This window comes from Streptomyces sp. NPDC051133 (assembly GCF_040682635.1).
In the GTDB taxonomy this organism is placed as follows: Bacteria; Actinomycetota; Actinomycetes; order Streptomycetales; family Streptomycetaceae; genus Streptomyces.
Window position 1 is genome coordinate 92,341 of sequence record NZ_JBFBBK010000029.1, and the last position, 21,168, is coordinate 113,508.

The 21,168-nt window shown below is 73.1% G+C and carries 17 protein-coding genes; 11 read left to right on the forward strand and 6 right to left on the reverse strand.

Features of this window, described 5'->3' with window-relative positions; translation table 11 throughout:
* Positions 1-461 precede the first annotated feature (461 nt).
* The 3 genes from AB0N17_RS27810 to AB0N17_RS27820 all read left to right on the forward strand — a co-directional run bounded on the left by AB0N17_RS27810 (position 462) and on the right by AB0N17_RS27820 (position 4,491).
* A complete protein-coding gene (locus AB0N17_RS27810; RefSeq protein ID WP_366014247.1) occupies positions 462-1,898 on the forward strand; it encodes a protein phosphatase 2C domain-containing protein in 1,437 nt (478 codons plus the stop codon).
* Between the two features lie 68 nt (positions 1,899-1,966).
* Complete coding sequence (locus AB0N17_RS27815) at positions 1,967-3,709, forward strand: pyruvate dehydrogenase (protein WP_366014248.1); 1,743 nt, start codon at positions 1,967-1,969, stop codon at positions 3,707-3,709.
* 344 nt (positions 3,710-4,053) lie between these two features.
* Entirely contained in the window at positions 4,054-4,491 is a 438-nt protein-coding gene (locus AB0N17_RS27820) for an ATP-binding protein (RefSeq protein ID WP_366014249.1), read from the forward strand.
* 75 nt (positions 4,492-4,566) lie between these two features.
* Here AB0N17_RS27820 and AB0N17_RS27825 read toward each other — a convergent pair whose 3' ends face one another.
* Together AB0N17_RS27825 and AB0N17_RS27830 are read right to left on the reverse strand one after the other, a co-directional pair.
* Positions 4,567-5,616 carry a DUF2637 domain-containing protein gene (locus AB0N17_RS27825; RefSeq protein ID WP_366014251.1) on the reverse strand — a complete coding sequence of 350 codons (1,050 nt, stop codon included), beginning with the start codon at positions 5,614-5,616 and terminating at the stop codon, positions 4,567-4,569.
* A 289-nt stretch (positions 5,617-5,905) separates the two neighbouring features.
* Positions 5,906-6,748, reverse strand: coding sequence for a (2Fe-2S)-binding protein (locus AB0N17_RS27830; RefSeq protein WP_366014252.1), 843 nt, complete (start codon positions 6,746-6,748; stop codon positions 5,906-5,908).
* Positions 6,749-6,915: 167 nt separating this feature from the next.
* Here AB0N17_RS27830 and AB0N17_RS27835 point away from each other — a divergent pair, with 167 nt between their 5' ends.
* The gene (locus tag AB0N17_RS27835; RefSeq protein WP_366014253.1) at positions 6,916-7,758 is read left to right on the forward strand and encodes a GntR family transcriptional regulator; all 843 of its coding nucleotides are present in this window, start codon (positions 6,916-6,918) and stop codon (positions 7,756-7,758) included.
* 533 nt (positions 7,759-8,291) lie between these two features.
* Here the strand turns inward: AB0N17_RS27835 and AB0N17_RS27840 are convergent.
* Together AB0N17_RS27840 and AB0N17_RS27845 are read right to left on the reverse strand one after the other, a co-directional pair.
* Positions 8,292-9,074, reverse strand: a complete 783-nt coding sequence (locus tag AB0N17_RS27840) for a hypothetical protein (RefSeq protein ID WP_366014254.1) — start codon at positions 9,072-9,074, stop codon at positions 8,292-8,294.
* Positions 9,075-9,226: 152 nt separating this feature from the next.
* Positions 9,227-10,900 carry a PucR family transcriptional regulator ligand-binding domain-containing protein gene (locus AB0N17_RS27845; RefSeq protein ID WP_366014255.1) on the reverse strand — a complete coding sequence of 558 codons (1,674 nt, stop codon included), beginning with the start codon at positions 10,898-10,900 and terminating at the stop codon, positions 9,227-9,229.
* Between the two features lie 345 nt (positions 10,901-11,245).
* On the opposite strand from AB0N17_RS27845, the gene AB0N17_RS27850 reads away from it, so the two are divergent.
* From AB0N17_RS27850 to AB0N17_RS27875, 6 genes are all read left to right on the forward strand, one after another.
* The gene (locus AB0N17_RS27850) at positions 11,246-12,139 is read left to right on the forward strand and encodes a xanthine dehydrogenase family protein subunit M (protein WP_366014256.1); all 894 of its coding nucleotides are present in this window, start codon (positions 11,246-11,248) and stop codon (positions 12,137-12,139) included.
* A complete protein-coding gene (locus tag AB0N17_RS27855) occupies positions 12,139-12,720 on the forward strand; it encodes a (2Fe-2S)-binding protein (RefSeq protein ID WP_366014257.1) in 582 nt (193 codons plus the stop codon). The genes AB0N17_RS27850 and AB0N17_RS27855 overlap by 1 nt, the downstream gene beginning before the upstream one ends.
* Before the next feature lie 2 nt (positions 12,721-12,722).
* Positions 12,723-15,107 carry a molybdopterin cofactor-binding domain-containing protein gene (locus AB0N17_RS27860; RefSeq protein ID WP_366014258.1) on the forward strand — a complete coding sequence of 795 codons (2,385 nt, stop codon included), beginning with the start codon at positions 12,723-12,725 and terminating at the stop codon, positions 15,105-15,107.
* A 210-nt stretch (positions 15,108-15,317) separates the two neighbouring features.
* Positions 15,318-16,784, forward strand: a complete 1,467-nt coding sequence (locus tag AB0N17_RS27865) for an NCS2 family permease (RefSeq protein WP_366014259.1) — start codon at positions 15,318-15,320, stop codon at positions 16,782-16,784.
* A 47-nt stretch (positions 16,785-16,831) separates the two neighbouring features.
* Entirely contained in the window at positions 16,832-17,983 is a 1,152-nt protein-coding gene (locus tag AB0N17_RS27870) for an XdhC/CoxI family protein (protein ID WP_366014260.1), read from the forward strand.
* 57 nt (positions 17,984-18,040) lie between these two features.
* A complete protein-coding gene (locus AB0N17_RS27875) occupies positions 18,041-18,682 on the forward strand; it encodes a LysE family translocator (protein ID WP_366014261.1) in 642 nt (213 codons plus the stop codon).
* Between the two features lie 12 nt (positions 18,683-18,694).
* On the opposite strand, the gene AB0N17_RS27880 is transcribed toward AB0N17_RS27875, so the two are convergent.
* Together AB0N17_RS27880 and AB0N17_RS27885 are read right to left on the reverse strand one after the other, a co-directional pair.
* A complete protein-coding gene (locus AB0N17_RS27880) occupies positions 18,695-19,135 on the reverse strand; it encodes an SRPBCC family protein (RefSeq protein ID WP_366014262.1) in 441 nt (146 codons plus the stop codon).
* 142 nt (positions 19,136-19,277) lie between these two features.
* Positions 19,278-20,057, reverse strand: coding sequence for a polysaccharide deacetylase family protein (locus AB0N17_RS27885; RefSeq protein WP_366014278.1), 780 nt, complete (start codon positions 20,055-20,057; stop codon positions 19,278-19,280).
* 154 nt (positions 20,058-20,211) lie between these two features.
* Here AB0N17_RS27885 and AB0N17_RS27890 point away from each other — a divergent pair, with 154 nt between their 5' ends.
* The gene (locus tag AB0N17_RS27890) at positions 20,212-20,853 is read left to right on the forward strand and encodes a phosphoribosyltransferase family protein (RefSeq protein WP_366014263.1); all 642 of its coding nucleotides are present in this window, start codon (positions 20,212-20,214) and stop codon (positions 20,851-20,853) included.
* The last annotated feature ends 315 nt before the right edge of the window (positions 20,854-21,168 follow it).

Here is a 21,168-nt window from a genome sequence, read left to right on the forward strand (position 1 = left end):
GGATGGCGGAAAGCGGTCACGGCGCAAACCCGCCGCAGGACATCATCGCCGTACCGACGGTGCGTCTGCCAAGGTGGCGGCACCGCGGGACGCGAGGCCGTGCGGCCGGCTCACGGCCGCGTCCCGGGAAAACACGCCATGATCCGGCCATCGGACCGGTGCCCGCCGCGGCACGGTCCCCGGACGGTGGCCCGGGCCCGGACGTGTGCGCACACACGAAGGGGATCCGGGGCCGGGCCACTTCGGATGCCGCCGGGCGGTCCTCCCGTGGGGGGTGGGACCGCCCGGCGGCCACCCACGGTCTCGCCCGGTGGACACCCGCCGTCCCGCCCGGTGGCCATCCACCGTCTGTCGTACGGCAGTTCGGGACGTCACTCGATGCGCCGTTCGAGGCGGGCGAGGGCGCCGTATTTTCCCGATGCCCCGTTTCCCCGCGGCCCGTGCGGTGGACAATCAGGGACATGAGCCAGCAGGGGGGAAGTCCCGCCCGTCGGGACGACGACTGGTGGGGGCAGTTGTACGACGACTCCGCCGAGGACACCGGACCGACGGCCGCACCCGATTCCCTGGACGACCGCTTCAGCTCGGCGCGCAGCGCGGTGGCGGGACGGCCGACAGAGCCGCCGCCGCCCGACAGGACACCGGACACCGGCGGGGAGGGCGTCGGCGGCAGCGGACCACCGCCCCGGGAGCCGTCCGTGCCGGCCCAGCGCCCGGCCCCGGACCCGCTCGGCGCCCCGCCGGCCGGAGGAGCGGCACCCGTCGAGCCGCCGGAACCGGTCACCCCGCCTCCCGCGCCCACCGAGCCTCCCGCGCCGCCCTCCGCACCACCCGCGCCGCTCACCGCACCCCTGGGGATGCCCGAGTCCGCCCCCGCGCCGGCCGTACCGCCGATCCCGCCGCCCCCGCCCTCCACCTCCCTCGACTACGTCGGCTCCGGGCCCCCCACCTACGACCCCGAACCCACCGCGCTCCCGGCCGCCGACCCGGACGACCTGGGCGAGCTGGTCGCGGACACCGTCCTGGACGGCGCCCGGTACGGGGCGTGCACGCTGCGGGCCGTGTCGTTGCGCGGGGACTCGGCGCGGTACCGGGGCGAGCCGCGCCGGGACGCGCTGCTCACCGCGCGGTTCGGCACGGGGGAGCAGGCGCTGGTCCTGGTCGCGATGGCGACCGGCGCCCGGGGCACGCCGGGCGCGCACCTGGCGGCGGCCGAGGCGTGCCGGTGGATCGGACGGGCCGTCGGCCGCAGCCATCAGCGGCTCGTGGCGGACGTGAGGGCGGGCCGGCGCGGCGACCTGAAGTCGGGGCTGCACCGGCTGACCGACCGCACCCTCGGCAGGCTCCGGGCGAGCGCGGCCGAGCAGGGCATCGACCCCGAGGAGTACACGGCGGGGCTGCGCTGTCTGCTGCTGCCCGCCGACCGGGACTGCCGTGCACGGGTGTTCTTCGGCGTCGGCGAGGGCGGGCTGTTCCGGCTGCGGGACGGCGAGTGGCAGGACATCGAGCCGCAGCCACCCGTCACGGGCGCCGCCGGCGCACCCGCCGAAGGCGGCCTCGGCACACGGCCGGACCGGACCCCCGAGGGCGACCGGCTCACCATGGACCTCGGCATCCCGACCCCACCGAGCCCGTTCGAGCAGGCGGGTCCGCCCGCCGAGCCGCCCCGCGAACCGTTCCGGTTCCGCGCCTCGGTAGCCCACCCGGGTGATGCGCTGGTGATGTGCAGCGCGGGCCTGGCCGAGCCGCTGCGCGGTGAACCCGCCCTCTGCGCCTATCTGGCCCGCCGCTGGTCCGGCCGTGCCGCGCCCGGTCTCGCCGCGTTCCTCGCCGACGTGCAGGTGCGGGTGAAGGGGTACGCCGACGACCGTACGGCGGCGGCCGTGTGGGAGGCGTAACCGCCGCCCCTGTGACTTCATGGGACGACAGGGTCGTATCCCGGACAGCGAAGGGGCAGACGGCGGTCATGGCCAAACAGAACGTCGCCGAGCAGTTCGTCGACATCCTCGTCCGCGCCGGGGTGCGCCGTCTGTACGGCGTCGTCGGCGACAGCCTGAACCCGGTCGTGGACGCCGTCCGCCGCAACGCCGCCATCGACTGGATCCACGTCCGCCACGAGGAGACCGCCGCCTTCGCGGCCGGCGCGGAGGCCCAGGTCACCGGGAAGCTGGCGGCCTGCGCCGGTTCCTGCGGCCCGGGCAACCTGCACCTGATCAACGGCCTGTACGACGCGCACCGTTCCATGGCCCCGGTGCTCGCGCTCGCCTCGCACATCCCCTCCGGCGAGATCGGGCTCGGCTACTTCCAGGAGACCCACCCGGACCGGCTGTTCCAGGAGTGCAGCCACTACAGCGAGCTGATCTCCAGTCCGCGGCAGATGCCCCGGCTGCTGCAGACCGCCATCCAGCACGCCGTCGGCCGGAGCGGGGTGAGCGTGGTCGCGCTGCCCGGTGACATCGCCGACGAACCGGCCCCGGAGAAGGCCCCGCAGAGCGCCCTCGTCACCTCCCGGCCCACCGTCCGGCCCGGCGACGCCGAGATCGACGCCCTGGTGGAGATGATCGACACGGCCGGGAAGGTCACCCTGTTCTGCGGCGCGGGCACGGCCGGCGCGCACGCCGAGGTGATGGAGTTCGCTCAGAAGGTCAAGTCGCCGGTGGGACACGCCCTGCGCGGCAAGGAGTTCATCCAGTACGACAACAAGTTCGACGTCGGCATGAGCGGGCTGCTCGGCTACGGCGCCGCCTACGAGGCCACCCACGAGTGCGATCTGCTGATCCTGCTCGGGACCGACTTCCCGTACAACGCCTTCCTGCCCGACGACGTGCGGATCGCGCAGATCGACGTGCGGCCCGAGGTGCTCGGCCGCCGCTCCCGGCTGGACCTCGCCGTCTGGGGGGACGTCCGGGAGACGCTGCGCTGTCTGATCCCGCGGGTGAAGGAGAAGACGAACCGGCGTTTCCTCGACCGGATGCTGAAGAAGCACGCCGACGCGCTGGAGGGCGTCGTCAAGGCGTACACCAGGAAGGTCGACAAGCACGTCCCGATCCACCCCGAGTACGTGGCGGCGGTGCTGGACGAGACCGCCGACGACCAGGCGGTCTTCACCGTCGACACCGGCATGTGCAACGTCTGGGCAGCCCGGTACCTCTCGCCCAACGGGCGGCGCCGGATCATCGGTTCGTTCTCGCACGGCTCGATGGCGAACGCGCTGCCCATGGCGATCGGCGCCCAGTTCACCGACCGGCGCCGGCAGGTGGTCTCCCTGTCCGGCGACGGCGGATTCTCCATGCTGATGGGCGACTTCCTGACGCTCGTGCAGTACGACCTCCCCGTGAAGGTCGTACTGTTCAACAACTCCTCCCTCGGAATGGTCGAGTTGGAGATGCTGGTCGCCGGGCTGCCCTCGTACGGCACCACCAACACCAACCCCGACTTCGCCGCCGTCGCGCGGGCCTGCGGCGCCTACGGGGTACGGGTGGAGAAGCCCAAGCAGCTCGCCGGGGCCCTGAAGGACGCCTTCAGACACAAGGGCCCGGCACTGGTGGACATCGTCACCGATCCCAACGCCCTTTCCATCCCGCCGAAGATCAGCGCCGACATGGTCACCGGGTTCGCCCTGTCCGCGTCGAAGATCGTGCTGGACGGCGGAGTCGGCCGCATGCTCCAGATGGCCCGCTCCAACCTGCGCAACGTGCCCCGGCCCTGACACGCGCGGGGAGGCGCACCCGTGATCGATTTTCGGCCACTTTCACGGGACGTGACGGCGTGCCGACAGCCGGTGCCGGGCGCAACTGCCCTGCCGTACCGGGGCGTCGGGGGCGCCCAGGGGTGTGCGGGAGGCCCGGGACACGGCTGCGGCCCGGCCGGGCGGCCGGCCCGGACACCGTACGGCCGTGGCCGAACCGACCGCCATCGGGCCGGGGTCAGGACTGCCCGGGAGCCTGCTGGGCAAGCATCCCCCGTGAACGTGTTCGACCAGGAGGGGCAGGGACCGGCGGCGTGCGGGCGGGGGTCATGAAGAGGCAGGCGCGAGGGGGCGGATCCGGGACCATGGGGGTGTTCCCGGCGAAGGCGGGGGAAGAGGCCGACACCATCACGGAACACGCGCACCGGTTCCGGCGCAGGCTGGGCCGGGCGGACCTGAGGGCGGTGCCCGAGGCGCGCCGGGAACTGCGCGAACTGCTGCGGCACTGGGGCAAGCCGGGCCGCTCGGAGATCGCCGAACTGCTCACCAGCGAACTCGTCACCAACGCGCTGCTCCACACCGACGACGAGGCGGTCCTCACGGCCGTCGTCGAACCGGGCGGACTGCGCGTGGAGGTACGGGACTTCATGGCCCGCAGACCCGAGCTGCGCGCGCCGGACGCGCAGGACGACACCCACGGCCGGGGCCTGGTGCTGGTGCAGTCCCTCGCGGACGCCTGGGGCGTACGGCCGCACGGGGTCGGCAAATCGGTCTGGTTCGAGCTGGGCGCCGAGGCCGCGTGAGCGGCGGACACGGGCCGGGGGCGTGACCCGCGTGGTCACGCCCCCGGCCCGGATCGAGCCCTTGTATCGGCCGGGCTAGCCGAACTGCTGCTCGAGGTCCTTCAGCTTGCGCTCCAGGGAGTCCAGGCGTGGCAGGGCCATGGTGTCGTCCTCCGCCGTGAGGTCGACGGTCACCGGCTCAGACCCGCTCCGGACCGGCTGCAGGGAGGGACGCGCGCGTACGGGCAGTTGCTCCGCGGTAGATATGGCAGGCTCCGCGGTGGCCGGGGACGGGCCGCGCTCGACCGCCTGCACCTCGACCTCGACCTGTCGGCCGACGGTCCGGCCGACGAAGCCGCGGTGGCCGCGGCTGATGGCCTTGAGCTGGGCCCGGTCCAGGCGCTCCTGGTCGCGCCGCCGCTGCCGCGTCTCGTCCTTCTGCCGCTTGTCCTCGCGGACCTCCTCGACCGCCTCGTCGAGGCTGCGCACGCCCTCCAGGAGCATCAGCGACCAGGCCCGGTAGGTCTCGCGGGGGGCCCGCATCCAGCGGACCACACGGATCTGCGGCAGCGGACGCGGCACCAGGCCCTGCTCGCGCAGCGCGGCCCGGCGGGTCTGCTTCAGCGCCCGGTCGAACAGGACGGCCGCCGACAGGGACATGCCGGAGAAGAACTGCGGCGCGCCCGCGTGGTCGGCGCCCCGGGGCGCGTGCACCCAGTTGAACCAGGCGGCCGCCGCGGCGAACATCCACACGAGCATCCGGGAGCCGAGGGCCGCGTCACCGTGGCTGGCCTCGCGCACCGCGAGCACGGAGCAGAACATCGCCGCGCCGTCCAGGCCGAACGGCACCAGGTACTGCCAGCCGTCGGTCAGCCCCAGGTTCTGTTCGCCGAAGCCGACCAGGCCGTGGAAGGACAGGGCTGCCGCCACCGCCGCACAGCAGAACAGGAGCACGTAGGAGGCGGTGCCGTAGACGGCCTCCTTGCGCCGCCGGCGCTCCTCGCTGCGCTCCCACGAGTCGTCGGCACTCGCACTCTCCCCGGAGGTGCGCTTGCCGCGCGCGAGCACCGCCACCGCCGCCAGCATCCCCAGGAGCAGCACGGCGCCCGGAAGCAGCCAGTTCAGCGATATGTCGGTCAGTCTCATCAGGGGTCCCTTGCATTGGGATAGGGCGTAACGCCCGCCATAGTGGCCCACTCCCGACGGCCCTCAGGGGGTTTCGGGGCAAGAGGCCGCCAATAACGTGCAAGGGGATGCCCGAGGCGGCGTTCTGCTCGAACTGCCGCGTGAGGGGCGGGAGTTGAGTTCGAATAAGACTACCCGTACGGGTGGTTCCCGGAAAAGTTCCCGTGGCGGGTGAGGAAGGTGTGAATCACTTGTCCGGGACCGCGGCGATCTTAGCGGGTCGGGGGCGTGCTCCTTCCCTGACGGTCCCTCAAGCCGCCGCAGCAGCCGTGAGTTTCGCGATCCGGTCGGCGTCGCAGGTGCGCGGGCACGTGACGCAGGTGTCCTCGGGGCGCACGGTGTAGAACATGCAGCAGCTCACCCGGTCGCGGGTGGGCAGCGGTTCGCCGTCCGGGCCGGTCAGCACGCGGAACGCGGCGGAGCCGGCGTACGGCCGGGTCGAGCCGGGCAGCAGCAGCTCCAGCTCCCGCACGGCCCGCCGCTCCTCGGTCTCGCCGAGCAGGTGGGCGACGTACCAGAGCCCCTCCACGATCTCGTCCGTCGCCATGCCCCACAGCGCCCGCCCGCGCCTGCGCATCCGCGGCCCGAAGGCGGCCAGCACCGGTTCCAGGTGCTCGGCGGCCGCCGCCCGCACCTCGGCCCGCAGCGCCTCCTCGTCCGGTACGACGACGGCGCCCGGCAGCGCCGCCGCCGGGTCGCCGGGCAGGCAGGAGAACGACACCGGACGGCGCACGGCCATCCGTCCGGCGGCGCGGTCGTACGAGACATGCGTCACGGGCAGCCGGGGCACCCGGCGCAGCAGGAACCACGGCACGGTGATCAGCAGGCAGGCGGGCCAGGCGTAGCGGTGCAGGCCGAAGCTCGCCACGACGTCGGGGCGGGCCCGCCGGCCGTGGTCCCGCAGCACCTGTGCCTCGTCCCGGGCGAGGAAGGCGTCCAGCTCCGCACCGCCCGCCGCGAGCCCCGCGGCGCCCGTCCAGGCCCCGCCCCCGGGTGCCGGGGCGTGCGGGTCCAGCTCGGTGACGGCCAGGCCCGGGCAGGCCGCGGTGAGGCGGTCGTAGGCGGCGGCGAGGGGCGAGGGTGCGGCGGGCATGACGGAACCACCGATCCTTGATCACGGTCAGGGCGACGCAGGTAAGCCTAACCTTAGTAACTCGTGCCTGAATTGGAAGTCCCGCCCGGTGCCCCTAAGGTGCTTGACGGACAAGTGACAAGCCGTCGTTAATGACCCCAAGTACCGACAAGCCGCCGGGAGGACCCGTGAAGCAGGGCGTGCAGGGTTCCGCCGGGGCGGGCGTACCGGAGGGCGGGGCGCCGGGCGTGGCCCGGGTGCCGCGGCAGCAGCGCGTGCCGGCCGCCCCGGACGGCGTCCGGGAACGGGGCGAGGGGTCGCCGGGGGCGCGGGGTGAGCACACCCACAGCGAGCCGCCGATCCCGCAGCCGTGGCTGCCGGTGTCACAGGTCTCGGCGCAGCGGTCCCCGGTGCAGCGGTCCTCGGTGCGCGGGCAGATCCTGGACGCGCTGCGCACCGCGCTGGTGGCGGGCGAGCTGAAACCGGGCGAGGTCTACTCGGCGCCGGTGCTGGGCGAGCGCTTCGGTGTCTCGGCGACGCCCGTGCGGGAGGCGATGCAGCAGCTGGCCCTGGAGGGCGCCGTCGAGGTCGTGCCCAACCGCGGCTTCCGGGTCGTGGAGCGGGGGACCCGGGAGCTGGCCGAACTGGCGGAGGTCCGGGCGCTGATCGAGGTGCCGGTGATGCTGCGGCTCGCCCGCACCGTGCCGGCCGAGCGGTGGGCCGGACTCCGGCCGCTCGCGGAGGAGACGGTCCGCGCGGCGGCCTCCGGCTGCGCGGCGACGTACGCGGAGTCCGACCGGGCCTTCCACCGGGCCCTGCTCGGCCTGTCGGGCAACGGGCAGCTGGTCCGGATCGCGGAGGACCTGCACCGGCGCGCCCAGTGGCCGCTGGTCGGGGGACCGGTGCGGCACGGGCGGGCCGAGCTGGTGGCGGACGCGGCGGAGCATGTGGCCCTGCTGGACGCGCTGATCGACCGGGACCTGGACGTGGTGCGGGCGCTCGTCGGGGAGCACTTCGCCGGCGCGAACTGAGCGGGTCGGCTCCGCCCCGGTTCCGGTCGCCCCCCGGCGGGTGCGGGCCGGTCCCGGCCGGTCGTGCTCACGCGGCGGAGCATGTGGCCCTGCTGGACGTGCTGATCGACCGGGACCTGGACGTGGTGCGGGCGCTCGTCGGGGAGCACTTCGCCGGCGCGAACTGAGCGGGGCGGCTCCGCCCCGGTTCCGGTCGCCCCCCCGGCGGGTGCGGGCCGGTCCCGGCCGGTCGTGCTCACGCGGCGCGGCCGCGCATCGAGGTACCGGCCGGTCACGCGCATCGTCACGGTCCCGCGCATCGTCACGGTCCCGCGCATCGTCACGGCCCTGCGCATCGTCACGGCCCTGCGCATCGTCACGGCCCTGCGCATCGTCACGGCCCTGCGCATCGTCACGGTCCCGCGCATCGTCACGGCCCCGTACCCCGAGACGACCCCGAGCCCCGCTGTTCCCCCTCCGGGGGGGGGCTTCCCGCAGGGCGTCGTGGGCCCGCGACGCTCCGGTGCCGGTGAGCGTCTGGCGGAGGCCGGGCGTCAGGCCGTGGCGGCGCCCGGTGCCGGCGGGGCCAACTGGCGGGCCAGCCAGGTCGGTACGCCGCCCAGGAGCCGGAACAGCCGGCGGGCCTCCTCGCGCAGGCGTGAGGCCTCCGGTTCGGACTCCGCGTCGGCCAGGGAGGCGAGCGCGGGCGCCGTGCCCACCAGGTAGCCCAACTCCTCGCGGATGCGCAGCGATTCGGCGAACCCGTGCCGGGCCTCCGTCACCTCGCCGTCCCGCAGGGCCAGTCCGGCCAGGTGCCGCCAGGTGAACGACAGCAGCAACGGGTCCGCGTGCGCGGCGGCGCCCGCGTGGGCCCGGCGGTACGCGGCCCGCGCCGCCTGCGGGGAGCGGGTCAGGTTCTCGGCGAGCAGCCCCCGGCGGAAGTCCAGCAGGGCCCGCCCCGCCGCCCCCGGAGGGATCAGCGCCGCCGCGCGGCCCAGCGCGGCCCGCGCCTCGTCGGCCCGGTCCCGCACCCCGTGCAGCGTCGCCGCGTAGGCGAGTTGGCCGCGCTCGCAGGCGGCGGCCCCCCGCTCCTCGTCGGTGTGCGCCTGCGCCTCGGCCGTCCGCAGGGCGTCCTCCGCGTCCTCCCAGCCCCGCTCGGTGTACAGGCACCGCTCGACCAGCAGCGTGGCCCGCTGCAGGGCCGACCCGGGCGTGTCGGGTGGCAGCAGGGCCGCCGCGTCCGCCCAGCAGGCCCGCGAGCGCAGCCGCCACACCGCGGTCTGGAGCGGATCGTCACCGGCGGTCGTTCCGTTACCAGACATGGCGGTATGCGCCACGTTGCCCTCCCCGAGCACGCCATCGAGCTGTTGAGTGGTGGCCGCATTCCAGCACTGATCGCGGCGCCGGGCCAAGAGGGTGGGTGAAAGATTTCACAAAGTCGTGGGGCGGGGGCGTGACCGGGTTTGGCCGCCGCGCGCCCCCACTGACCTCAGCTCATGCGCAGCGCGAGGAAGAAGTCCAGCTTGTCCTCCAGGCGCGACAGGTCCCGTCCCGTCAACTGCTCGATGCGGCCCACCCGGTAGCGCAGGGTGTTGACGTGCAGGTGGAGCCGGGTGGCACAGCGGGTCCAGGAGCCGTCGCAGTCCAGGAACGCCTCCAGGGTCGGGATCAGCTCGGCCCGGTGCCGGCGGTCGTAGTCCTTCAGCGGATCGAGCAGACGGGCCGTGAAGGCGCGGCGGACGTCGTCGGGGACGAACGGCAGCAGCAGGACGTGGCTGGCCAGTTCCTGGTGGCCGGCCGCGCAGACCCGGCCGGGGCGGGCCGCGGCCACCCGGCGGGCGTGCCGGGCCTCCTCCAGGGCGCCGCGCAGCCCTTCCGCCGAGTGCACGGCCGCGCTGACGCCGAGGGTGAGCCGGCCGTCGCCGTCGAGGCCGGCCGACAGCGGCTCCCGCACGGACTGCAGCAGCGCGTCGGCCAGCAGGCCGGTCTCGGAGCCGTCGTGCTCGGAGGAGACGGCGGGCAGCGGGACCAGGGCGATCGCCTCGTCGCCGGTGTGTGCCACGGCGATCCGGTCCGACGGCTCCGGGCCGGTCGCCAGCGGGTCGACCAGCACCTCCTCCAGCAGGGACTGGGCGACCGGGCCGCCCTCGACGCCGTCGCCGTCCCACTCCACGCGCGCCACGACCACCTGCCAGTGCGGGGCGGCGCCGAGCCCGGGCAGCAGCACCGGGGCGGCCACCCGCAGGCGGGCCGCGATCTCGGCGGGCGCGGCACCCGTCTGCACCAGCTCCAGCACCTCCTGGGCGAGCCGGCGCCGGACCGTGCGGGCCGCGTCCCGGCGGTCCCGCTCGACCGCGATCAGCTGGGTGACGCCCTGGAGCAGGTCCAGGCGCTCCTCGGGCCAGTCGCCGGCGTCCGCCTCGACGGCCAGCAGCCAGTCCGACAGCACCGTCTCGCGCACGTCGCGGGAGGCCTGCGGGGAGCGGCCGGAGGAGCGGATCGGGAAGAGCGAGTACGTCGCACCGCCCAGCGGGAACCGGTGCGGGCCGCGCCGGCCGGTGCGGGTGGCGGCCAGGTGCTCGGCGGCGAGCTTCGCGCAGGTCTCGGCGGGCAGCGCCGGGGCCGTGGCCTTGGAGCCGGCGATCAGCCGGCCGGTGGGCGAGAGCACCCAGGCGCGCAGGTCCAGGTCGGAGCCGAGCAGGTCCAGGACCACGTCCGGGCCGCCGCCCGCCGGGCCCGAGGTCATCATCCTGCGGTGCCGGTCCACCACGGCCGCCAGGTCCCCGGCGCGCTCGCCGGAGACCTGCCGGACGACGTGTTCGGTGATCGTCGCGAACGCCACCGACTCGTGCACCGCGAACAGCGGCAGCCGGTGCCGCGCGCAGGCCAGCACCAGGTCGTCCGGCACGTCGCCCAGCTCGGCCTCGCCGGCCGCGAGGGCCGCCACCCCGGCCTGCACGAGGGTGCGCACGAACGGCTCGGAGTCGTCGGCGTCCCGGCGCCAGGCCAGTCCCGTGAGCACCAGCTCACCGCCGGACAAGTAGCGACTCGGGTCGCGCAGGTCGGTGGTCATGACACCGCGTACCGAGCGGTCCAGCTCGTCCTCGCCGCCGAGCAGCCGCAGGCCCAGCGCGTCGGTGTCCAGCAGTGCGCGCAGCCGCATCTCGTCGCCGCCGTTCTTTGTCTCGAAACCTACGATGGATCTTGGGGATGTGCGGGAGGCGCCCGGAGCAGGGCGCACAAGGGGCGCACGCCGGGGTCTCCGCGGTGTTTCCTGCGTTTCTCCAGGAAAACGGAGAGGTTACCGATGACCCCCGTTCATACGAATCTACAAGATGCCTGGCCTGGCCAGCCAACTCCTTCATGGTTTCGGTGACTGACCCCGCCGGAGTACGGAGCGGTGTACTGAGTCCACTCCGCGTTAACAGCACATGAACGAGCCGGGCCCGCCGCACACGGATTGGCTCAATATGCACGACCCACGAGACGAAGAAGAAGAGAGCCGGTCATGGACTTCCTTCGCCCCGCCAGCTGGGAGGAGGCGCTCGCCGCTAAGGCAGAGCACCCCACCGCTGTGCCGATTGCGGGTGGCACCGATGTGATGGTCGAGATCAACTTCGACCACCGCCGGCCCGAGTACCTGCTCGACCTGAACCGCATCGGCGACCTCACCGAGTGGGAGGTCGGCGAGGAGAGCGTACGGCTGGGTGCCTCCGTCCCGTACACGAAGATCATGGAAAACCTCCGTGCCGAGCTGCCGGGCCTCGCGCTCGCCTCGCACACGGTCGCCTCCCCGCAGATCCGCAACCGCGGCGGCGTCGGCGGCAACCTCGGCACGGCCTCGCCCGCCGGTGACGCCCACCCCGCGCTCCTCGCGGCCGGCGCCGAGGTCGAGGCGGAGTCGGCGGCCCGCGGCACCCGCCTGATCCCGATCGACGAGTTCTACACGGGCGTCAAGCGCAACGCGCTCCAGCCCGACGAGCTGATCCGCGCCGTGCACGTCAAGAAGGCGGACGGCCCGCAGCAGTACTCGAAGGTCGGCACCCGCAACGCCATGGTCATCGCCGTGTGCGCCTTCGGGCTCGCCCTGCACCCCGAGACCCGTACCGTCCGGACCGGCATCGGCTCGGCCGCCCCGACCCCGGTGCGGGCCAAGGCCGCCGAGGAGTTCCTGAACGCGGCCCTGGAGGAGGGCGGCTTCTGGGACAACGGAAAGATCATCACCCCGTCGGTCGCCAAGCAGTTCGCGGAGCTGTGCTCCGGGTCCTGCAACCCGATCGACGACGTCCGGGGCACCGCGAGCTACCGCCGCCACGCGGTCGGCGTGATGGCCCGCCGGACGCTCACCTGGACCTGGGAGTCCTACCGCGGCGCCCGCCGCGCATCTGAGGGAGCTGCGTAATGCGCGTCAACTTCACCGTCAACGGACGTCCGCAGGAGGCCGACGACGTCTGGGAGGGCGAGTCCCTGCTGTACGTCCTGCGCGAGCGCCTCGGCCTGCCGGGCTCGAAGAACGCCTGCGAGCAGGGCGAGTGCGGCTCCTGCACCGTGCGCCTGGACGGCGTCCCGGTCTGCTCCTGCCTGGTCGCCGCCGGGCAGGCCGAGGGCCGCGACGTCGTGACCGTCGAGGGCCTGGCGGACTTCGCCAGGCAGCGCGCCGAGGGCGGCTGCGCGTCCGGCGCCTGCGGTACGACGCTCCAGGACGCCCAGCAGTGGGAGGCCAAGGGCACCGACTCCCAGACCGGTGAGGGCACCGAACTCTCGCCGATCCAGCAGGCGTTCATCGACGCCGGCGCCGTCCAGTGCGGCTTCTGCACCCCGGGCCTGCTCGTCGCCTCCGACGAACTCCTGGAGCGCAACCCGAACCCGTCCGACGCGGACATCCGCGAGGCGCTGTCGGGCAACCTGTGCCGCTGCACGGGCTACGAGAAGATCATGGACGCGGTCCGCCTGGCGGCCGCCCGCCAGTCCGAGGAGGTCTGACGATGCCCACCAACGGCGCCCCTACGAAGATCACGCAGGGATCCCAGACCAAGGGCGGCATCGGCGAGTCCACGCTGCGCCCCGACGGCACCCTCAAGGTCACCGGTGAGTTCGCGTACTCGTCCGACATGTGGCACGAGGACATGCTGTGGGGCCAGATCCTGCGCTCCACCGTCGCGCACGCCGAGATCGTCTCGATCGACATCTCCGAGGCCCTCGCCATGGCGGGCGTGTACGCCGTCCTGACCTACGACGACCTGCCCGCCGACGTGAAGAACTACGGCCTGGAGATCCAGGACACCCCGGTCCTCGCGCACGGCAAGGTACGCCACCACGGCGAGCCGGTCGCGCTCGTCGCCGCGGACCACCCGGAGACGGCCCGCCGCGCCGCCGCCAAGATCAAGGTCGACTACCGGGAACTCCCGGTCATCACCGACGAGGCCTCCGCGACCGCACCGGACGCGATCCTCGTGCACGAGAACCGCGACGACCATCACTCGGGCCACGTCCCGCACCCGAACATCGTGCACCGCCAGCCGATCATCCGCGGCAACGTGGAGGAGGCGCGCAAGCGGGCCGACGTGATCGTCGAGGGCGAGTACACCTTCGGCATGCAGGACCAGGCCTTCCTCGGCCCCGAGTCCGGCCTCGCCGTGCCCGAGGAGGACGGCGGAGTCCACCTCTACGTCGCCACCCAGTGGCTGCACTCGGACCTCAAGCAGATCGCCCCCGTCCTCGGCCTGCCCGAGGAGAAGGTGCGCATGACGCTCTCCGGCGTCGGCGGCGCGTTCGGCGGCCGCGAGGACCTGTCGATGCAGATCCACGCCTGCCTGCTCGCGCTGCGCACCGGCAAGCCCGTCAAGATCGTCTACAACCGGTTCGAGTCCTTCTTCGGACACGTCCACCGGCACCCGGCGAAGCTCTACTACGAGCACGGCGCCACCAAGGACGGCAAGCTCACGCACATGAAGTGCAAGATCGTCCTGGACGGCGGCGCCTACGCCTCCGCCTCCCCGGCGGTCGTCGGCAACGCCTCCTCGCTGAGCGTCGGCCCCTACGTCGTCGACGACGTCGACATCGAGGCCATCGCCCTCTACAGCAACAACCCGCCCTGCGGCGCCATGCGCGGCTTCGGCGCGGTCCAGGCGTGCTTCGCCTACGAGGCGCAGATGGACAAGCTGGCGAAGAAGCTGGGCATGGACCCGGTGGAGTTCCGGCAGCTGAACGCGATGGAACAGGGCACGATCATGCCGACCGGGCAGCCGGTCGACTCCCCGGCCCCGGTCGCCGAACTGCTGCGCCGCGTCAAGGCGATGCCGATGCCGCCGGAGCGCCAGTGGGAGTCCAGCGAGGGCGCCGACGTCCGGCAGCTGCCCGGCGGTCTGTCCAACACCACGCACGGCGAGAGCGTCGTACGCGGCGTCGGCATCGCCGTCGGCATCAAGAACGTCGGCTTCTCCGAGGGCTTCGACGACTACTCCACCGCCAAGGTGCGCATGGAGGTCATCGGCGGCGAGCCGGTCGTGACCGTGCACACCGCGATGGCGGAGGTCGGCCAGGGCGGTGTCACCGTCCACGCCCAGATCGCCCGCACGGAGCTGGGCGTCACCCAGGTGACCATCCACCCGGCCGACACCCAGGTCGGCTCCGCCGGCTCCACCTCGGCCTCCCGGCAGACGTACGTCACCGGCGGCGCCGTGAAGAACACCTGTGAGCTGGTCCGCGAGAAGGTCCTGGAGATCGGGCGCCGAAAGTTCGGCTCCTACCACCCGGCCTGGGCGACCGCCGAACTCCTGCTGGAGGGCGGCAAGGTCGTCACCGACGGCGGCGAGGTCCTCGGCGACCTGGCCGACGTCCTGGAGGGCGAGGTCGTGGAGATCGAGGAGGAGTGGCGGCACCGGCCGACCGAGGCCTTCGACCTGCGCACCGGCCAGGGCAACGGACACGTCCAGTACTCCTTCGCCGCCCACCGCGCGGTCGTCGAGGTCGACACCGAGCTCGGCCTGGTCAAGGTCATCGAACTGGCCTGCGCCCAGGACGTCGGCAAGGCGCTCAACCCGCTCTCCGTCATCGGCCAGATCCAGGGCGGCACGACCCAGGGCCTGGGCGTGGCCGTGATGGAGGAGATCATCGTCGACCCCAAGACGGCCAAGGTCAGGAACCCCTCCTTCACGGACTACCTGATCCCCACGATCCTCGACACGCCGACCATCCCGGTCGACGTGCTCGAACTCGCCGACGACCACGCCCCGTACGGGCTCCGTGGCATCGGCGAGGCCCCGACCCTGTCGTCCACCCCGGCCGTCCTCGCGGCGATCCGGAACGCGACCGGGCTGGAACTCAACCGCACTCCGGTACGGCCCGAGCACCTCACGGGGACCGTGTAACACCCCACAGCTCTCCGGGCGGCGCCGGGAACGTCACACACTCCGCCGCGCCGCCCGGAGGAACCTCTTTGAGTTCCGCACCGCTCGCGGTCCTTGAAGTACCAGGAAATACGTTCGTCTCGGGCCGTCCCCCGGGTCGTCCATTCCCAAATCCCGTGACCGTCAGGACGGTTGTACGGGTGCCCCTTTGAACCTTGGGAGATGGCCCCCATGACCCAGCAGTCAGTGGAGCCGACGACCACCGCCGAAGAAGCGGGCGCGGGTTCGCGTCCGCCGGCCGGTAGGTCGTGGCTCGACCGGTACTTCCACATATCCGAAAGAGGATCCACCTTCGGGACCGAGGTCCGCGGTGGCGTCACCACCTTCATGGCGATGGCGTACATCCTTCTGCTCAACCCCGTGATCCTCAGTGGCGCGGACAGGTCCGGCGACTCACTGAGCCAGAAGGCTCTGATCACGGCCACCGCGCTCGGGGCGGCGGCCACCACTCTCCTCATGGGCTGGTTCGGCAAGGTGCCGCTCGCCATGGCCGCCGGACTCTCCGTGTCCGGTGTACTGGCCGGCCTGGTCATGGGAACCAAGGACCTGACGTGGGCCCAGGGACTCGGCATGTGCGTCGCCTACGGCGTCGTGATCATGCTCCTGGTGGTCACCGGTCTCCGCGAGATGATCATGAACGCGATCCCGCTGCCGCTCAAGCACGGCATCACGATCGGCATCGGCCTGTTCATCGCGTTCATCGGCCTGGTCAAGGCCGGTTTCGTGCACGCAGGCACGGCGACCCCGGTCACCCTGGGCAACGGCGGTGAGCTCGTCGGCTGGCCCGTCCTGCTCTTCGCCGTCACCCTGCTGCTCATCTTCGCGCTCCAGTCCCGCAAGGTCCCCGGCGCCATCCTCATCGGCATCGTCACCGGCACCGTCCTCGCGATGATCGTCAACGCGACCGGTCTCACCGACGACAAGGCCTGGGCCAACGGCGAGGGTCCCGCACTGCACGGCAGCGCCGTGTCGATGCCGGACTTCTCGCTCATCGGCAAGGTGTCCTTCGGCGGCCTGGGCGACGTCGGCTACATGACGGTCACCTTCATCGTCTTCACCCTGGTCCTCGCGGGCTTCTTCGACGCGATGGCCACCATCATCGGCATCGGCGCCGAGGCCAACCTCGCCGACTCCCAGGGGCGTATGCCCGGCCTGTCCAAGGCGCTGTTCATCGACGGGGCCGGCGGTGTCGTCGGCGGTGTCGTGGGCGGTTCCGGCCAGTCCGTGTTCGTCGAGTCCGCGACCGGCGTCGGCGAGGGCGCCCGTACCGGTCTGGCCTCGGTCGTCACCGGCGGGTTCTTCGCCCTCTGCCTCTTCTTCACCCCGATCACGGCGATCGTGCCGCGCGAGGTGGCCTCGGCCGCCCTCGTGACCATCGGCGCCATGATGATGATGAACGCCCGTCATGTGGACTGGGCCGACCGGTCCGTCGCGATTCCGGTCTTCCTGACCGTCGTGATCATGCCGTTCACCTACTCCATCACCCCCGGTGTCGCCGCCGGTGTCATCTCCTACGTCGTCATCAAGCTCGCGCAGGGCAAGTGGCGGGAGATCGGCGCCTTCATGTGGGGTCTGACGGCGCTCTTCCTCGTCTACTTCTCACTCCATCCGCTCCGGGCCGTGCTGGGCGTCCACTGACGCCCGGGCCCTCCACGCATCCGCGTGACCAGATCAGGAGGCCGAACATGCTGGACATCGCCGACGAGCTGAACCGGTGGGTCGAGCAGGGGCGTGACTTCGCCGTCGCCACCGTGGTGGCCGTCGGCGGGAGCGCGCCCCGGCAGCCGGGCGCCGCGCTCGCCGTCGACAGCGAAGGCACGGCCATCGGTTCGGTCTCCGGCGGATGCGTGGAGGGCGCCGTGTACGAGCTGTGCCGGCAGGCGCTCGAGGACGGGGAGACCGTGCTCGAACGCTTCGGCTACAGCGACGAGGATGCCTTCGCCGTCGGGCTCACCTGCGGCGGCGTCATCGACATCCTCGTCACACCGGTCCGGGCGGACGGTCCCGCCCGGCCGGTGGTCGCGGCCGCGCTGGCCGCCGCCGCCCGTGGGGAGGCGGCGGCGGTCGCGCGGATCGTGGAGGGACCGGCGCAGCTGCGGGGCCGGGCCCTCCTGGTCCGCCCCGACGGCTCCCGGGACGGCGGCTTCGGCGCCCACCCCGAACTGGACCGCACCGTCGCCGCCGAGGCCGGCGCCTTCCTGGACGCGGGCCGCACCGGCACCCTGGAGATCGGGGAGCAGGGCTCGCGCTGCGGCTCGCCGCTCACCGTCCTCGTCGAATCCTCCGTCCCCGCACCCCGCATGATCGTCTTCGGCGCCATCGACTTCGCGTCGGCGCTGGTCCGCGTCGGCAAGTTCCTCGGTTACCACGTCACCGTGTGCGACGCCCGCCCGGTCTTCGCCACGAGGACCCGCTTCCCCGACGCCGACGAGATCGTCGTCGAGTGGCCGCACCAGTACCTGGAGCGCACCGAGGTCGACGGCCGTACCGTCCTGTGCGTCCTCACGCACGACGCCAAGTTCGACGTCCCGCTGCTGAAGCTGGCGCTGCGGCTGCCGGTCGCCTACGTCGGCGCCATGGGCTCCCGCCGCACCCACCTGGAGCGCAACCAGCGCCTGCGCGACGTCGGCGTCACCGAACTCGAACTGGCCCGGCTGCGCTCCCCGATCGGCCTCGACCTCGGCGCCCGTACGCCGGAGGAGACGGCCCTGTCCATCGGCGCGGAGATCGTCGCGCACCGGCGCGGCGGCAGCGGGATCTCGCTGACCGGGGCGCACACCCCGATCCACCACGACCCGGTGTCCCTGCCGGCGGGGCGGATCGGCTCGGTGGCGTGACCCGGACCCCGGGAAAACGGCTTGCCGCCGGCTCCGGCCCCTGTGTTGCATGAGGCCATGCTGTCCACCGACCGGCTGCTCGCCTTCGCGGCCCTGTCCTTCCTGCTGATCGTCGTACCCGGTCCGAGCGTGCTCTTCGTGATCGGACGGGCGCTGGCGCACGGCCGCCGTGCCGCGCTGACCACCGTCGTCGGCAACACGCTCGGCGCGTACGTCCTCGTCGCGGCCGTCGCGCTCGGCATCGGCTCCGTCGTCGAGCGCTCCGTCCTCGTCTTCACCGTGCTGAAGCTCGCGGGCGCCGCCTACCTGGTGTACCTCGGGATCAGGGCATGGCGGCAGCGCGGCTCGCTGCGAGCCGCGTTCACGGAGTCCGGCAGCCCGGCGCACGGCGGCGTGCGCACCCTCTGGGAGGGGTTCGCGGTCGGAATCGCCAACCCCAAGACGATGGTGTTCTTCGCCGCCGTACTGCCCCAGTTCGTGGACCGCGACCAGGGGAGCGTGCCGGTGCAGATGCTGCTGCTGGGCCTGGTCTTCAACGTCATCGCGCTCGCCTCGGACAGCCTCTGGGGCCTGGTCGCCTCGGCCGCCCGGAACTGGTTCGCCCGTTCGCCCCGGCGGCTGTCCGCGGTCGGCGGGGTCGGCGGGCTGACGATGATCGGCCTGGGCGTGACGGTCGCCGCCACGGGCCGCAAGGACTGAGGAACCGGCCCTTCAGGACCGTCGCAGGAGGTGGTTCGCGGCCCGCCCGAACATCGCGCGGGCCGTGTGCTCCAGGACGCCGTCGAAGGCGCGGGGCAGGAAGCGCACCCGCAGCTCCTCGCGCCACACCACCCGGCTGCGGCCGCCGGGCCCGGGCCCGACCTCGATCTCGGCCCAGCCCAGGACCACCCGGCCGCGTTTCTCCAGGCGGCACAGGCCCGGCTCGCCGTCGGCGGGCGGGCGCCAGACCGTCACCTCCATGACGTCGTCGACGGTGAACGGGCCGACACCGGAACGGGCGACGAAACGCGTGCCCTCCCGGGTCGGGTCGGGGGTGAGCACCCGGACCCGGGTCAGCGGTACCGCGTCGGCGTGGCGGGGCCACTGCGTGAGCCGGCGCCATGCCTCGTCCGGGGCGAGGGGGGCCGTGCGTTCGATGGAGAAGGTGGGCACGGCACGATCGTAGGCAATGGGCGCCGCTCGCCTGCCCGTTCGCCGTCGCCTCACCCGGCCGGCCCAGTGCCGGGCGGTCCCGTGCCGGGCGGTCCGGCGCCGGGCGGTCCGGCACGGCGGGCTCGGTCCGGCCGGCCCGGTCTCAGGGCCGGTAGACCTTGCCTGGTTCGGCCTTGCCGGGGGCCAGCAGCTGAGGGACCGTCACGAAGACGTAGCCGCGCTGCTTCAGCGCGTCGATGATGCCGGGCACGGCGGGCACGGTGCCCGGGTAGATGTCGTGCAGCAGGATGATCCCGTCCCGTGAGGCCTGGTCGAGGACCCGCTTGGTGATCAGCGCGGAGTCGTTCGTCGTGTAGTCCTTGGCGGTCACGCTCCACAGCACCTCCGCCAGACCCTCCTCCTTGGCGATCCGGTGCACGTTGCTGTCGGTGCGGCCCTGCGGCGGGCGCATCAGCGTGGGCCTGCGCCCGATGAGCCGCTCGATGGCGTCGTCCGGCCGCTTCAGCTCCTCGCGTATCTGCGCGTCCGATATCCGCGTGAGGATCTTGTGGTCCCAGGTGTGGCTCGCGACCTCGTGGCCCTCGGCCGCCATCCGCCTGACCAGCTCCGGGTACTTGTCGATGTGCCGCTTGCCCAGCAGGAAGAAGGTGGCCGGGACCTTCTTCTCCTTGAGGATGTCGAGCAGCCGCGCGGAGTTTTCGCTGGGGCCCGCGTCGAAGGTGAGCGCGATGCACTTGGCCTGGCGGCAGTCGACGGACCCGAATCCCGCCGGTGCCCCGTGCGCCCCGGCGTGGGCCGCCTCGGCGCGGGCGGTGCTCGGGGCGGTCGTGTCGACCTGCGCACAGCCGGACAGCGTGAGGGCCAGGCAGGCCGCGGCCGACGCGAGCGCGGCCGGACGCAACCTCCGGGCGGCTTCGCGCATCTTCCGGGTCGCGTGCTTCGTGGTCGTGATCGTCTCGCTCGAATGAGGCATGCCGGGACTATACACTCAGTTTATAGAGCGGGCGTTCGAATTTCCGGAGTGTGTCACCGCCGTAGCACCATGGAGGGAGAGGCACCGCGGAGGAGGACCAGCCATGCGCTTCCGGGACCGCGCCGAAGCCGGACGGGAACTCGCCGGACTGCTCACCGACCTGCGTGCGAAGGGCGACCTCGCCGACCCCGTCGTACTCGCCCTGCCGCGCGGCGGCATCGCCGTCGCCGAGCCGGTCGCGCGGGCCCTCGACGCCCCGCTCGACGTGCTCGTCGTCCGCAAGATCGGGGCCCCGCACCACGAGGAGTTCGCCGTCGGCGCGCTGGTCGCGGACGACCCGCCTCTCTTCGACGCCGACACCCTCGACCGGCTCGGCCTCACCGAGGACTCCCTCGCCCCGGTGGTGGACCGCGAGCGGCGCGAGCTGCGCCGCCGCGAGGAGCGCTACCGTGGCGACCGGCCGCCCCCCGACCTGGCCGGGCGCACGGTGATCGTCGTCGACGACGGACTGGCCACCGGCGCCACCGCCCGCGCGGCCCTGCGTCACGTCCGGCGCCGCGGCCCCGCGCACCTCGTCCTGGCCGTCCCCGTCGGCGCCCCCGACTCCCTCGACTCGCTCGCCGCCGAAGCCGACACGGTCCTGTGCCCGCACCGGCCGGCCGGCTTCATGGCCGTGGGCCAGTGGTACGACGACTTCGAACAGCTCACCGACAGCGAGGTGCTGGCCGCTTTGCGCGGGCACTGACACCGCGACCGGCGCGGCAGCGGCGACCGTACCGCTCGGGGGCGAAGGGGCGAAGGGGCGAAGGGGGCCGAGGGCGCCGTGGTCGTCCGGGGGCTGCCGGCACGGCTTCGGCTGTGGTCCGGGAGGTGCCGGCACGGCTACGGCCGTGTTCAGGGGGCGTACGGTGCGGTGACCGGAGGGGCCTCGGGCGTACGGTGCGGTGACCGGAGGGGTCTCGGGCGTACGGTGCGGTGACCGGAGGGGTCTCGGGTGAACGGTCCCGGTGACGCCACCGGCGCGGGCGGTGCACGGGCGCAGCCGCCCCACCGGGCACCC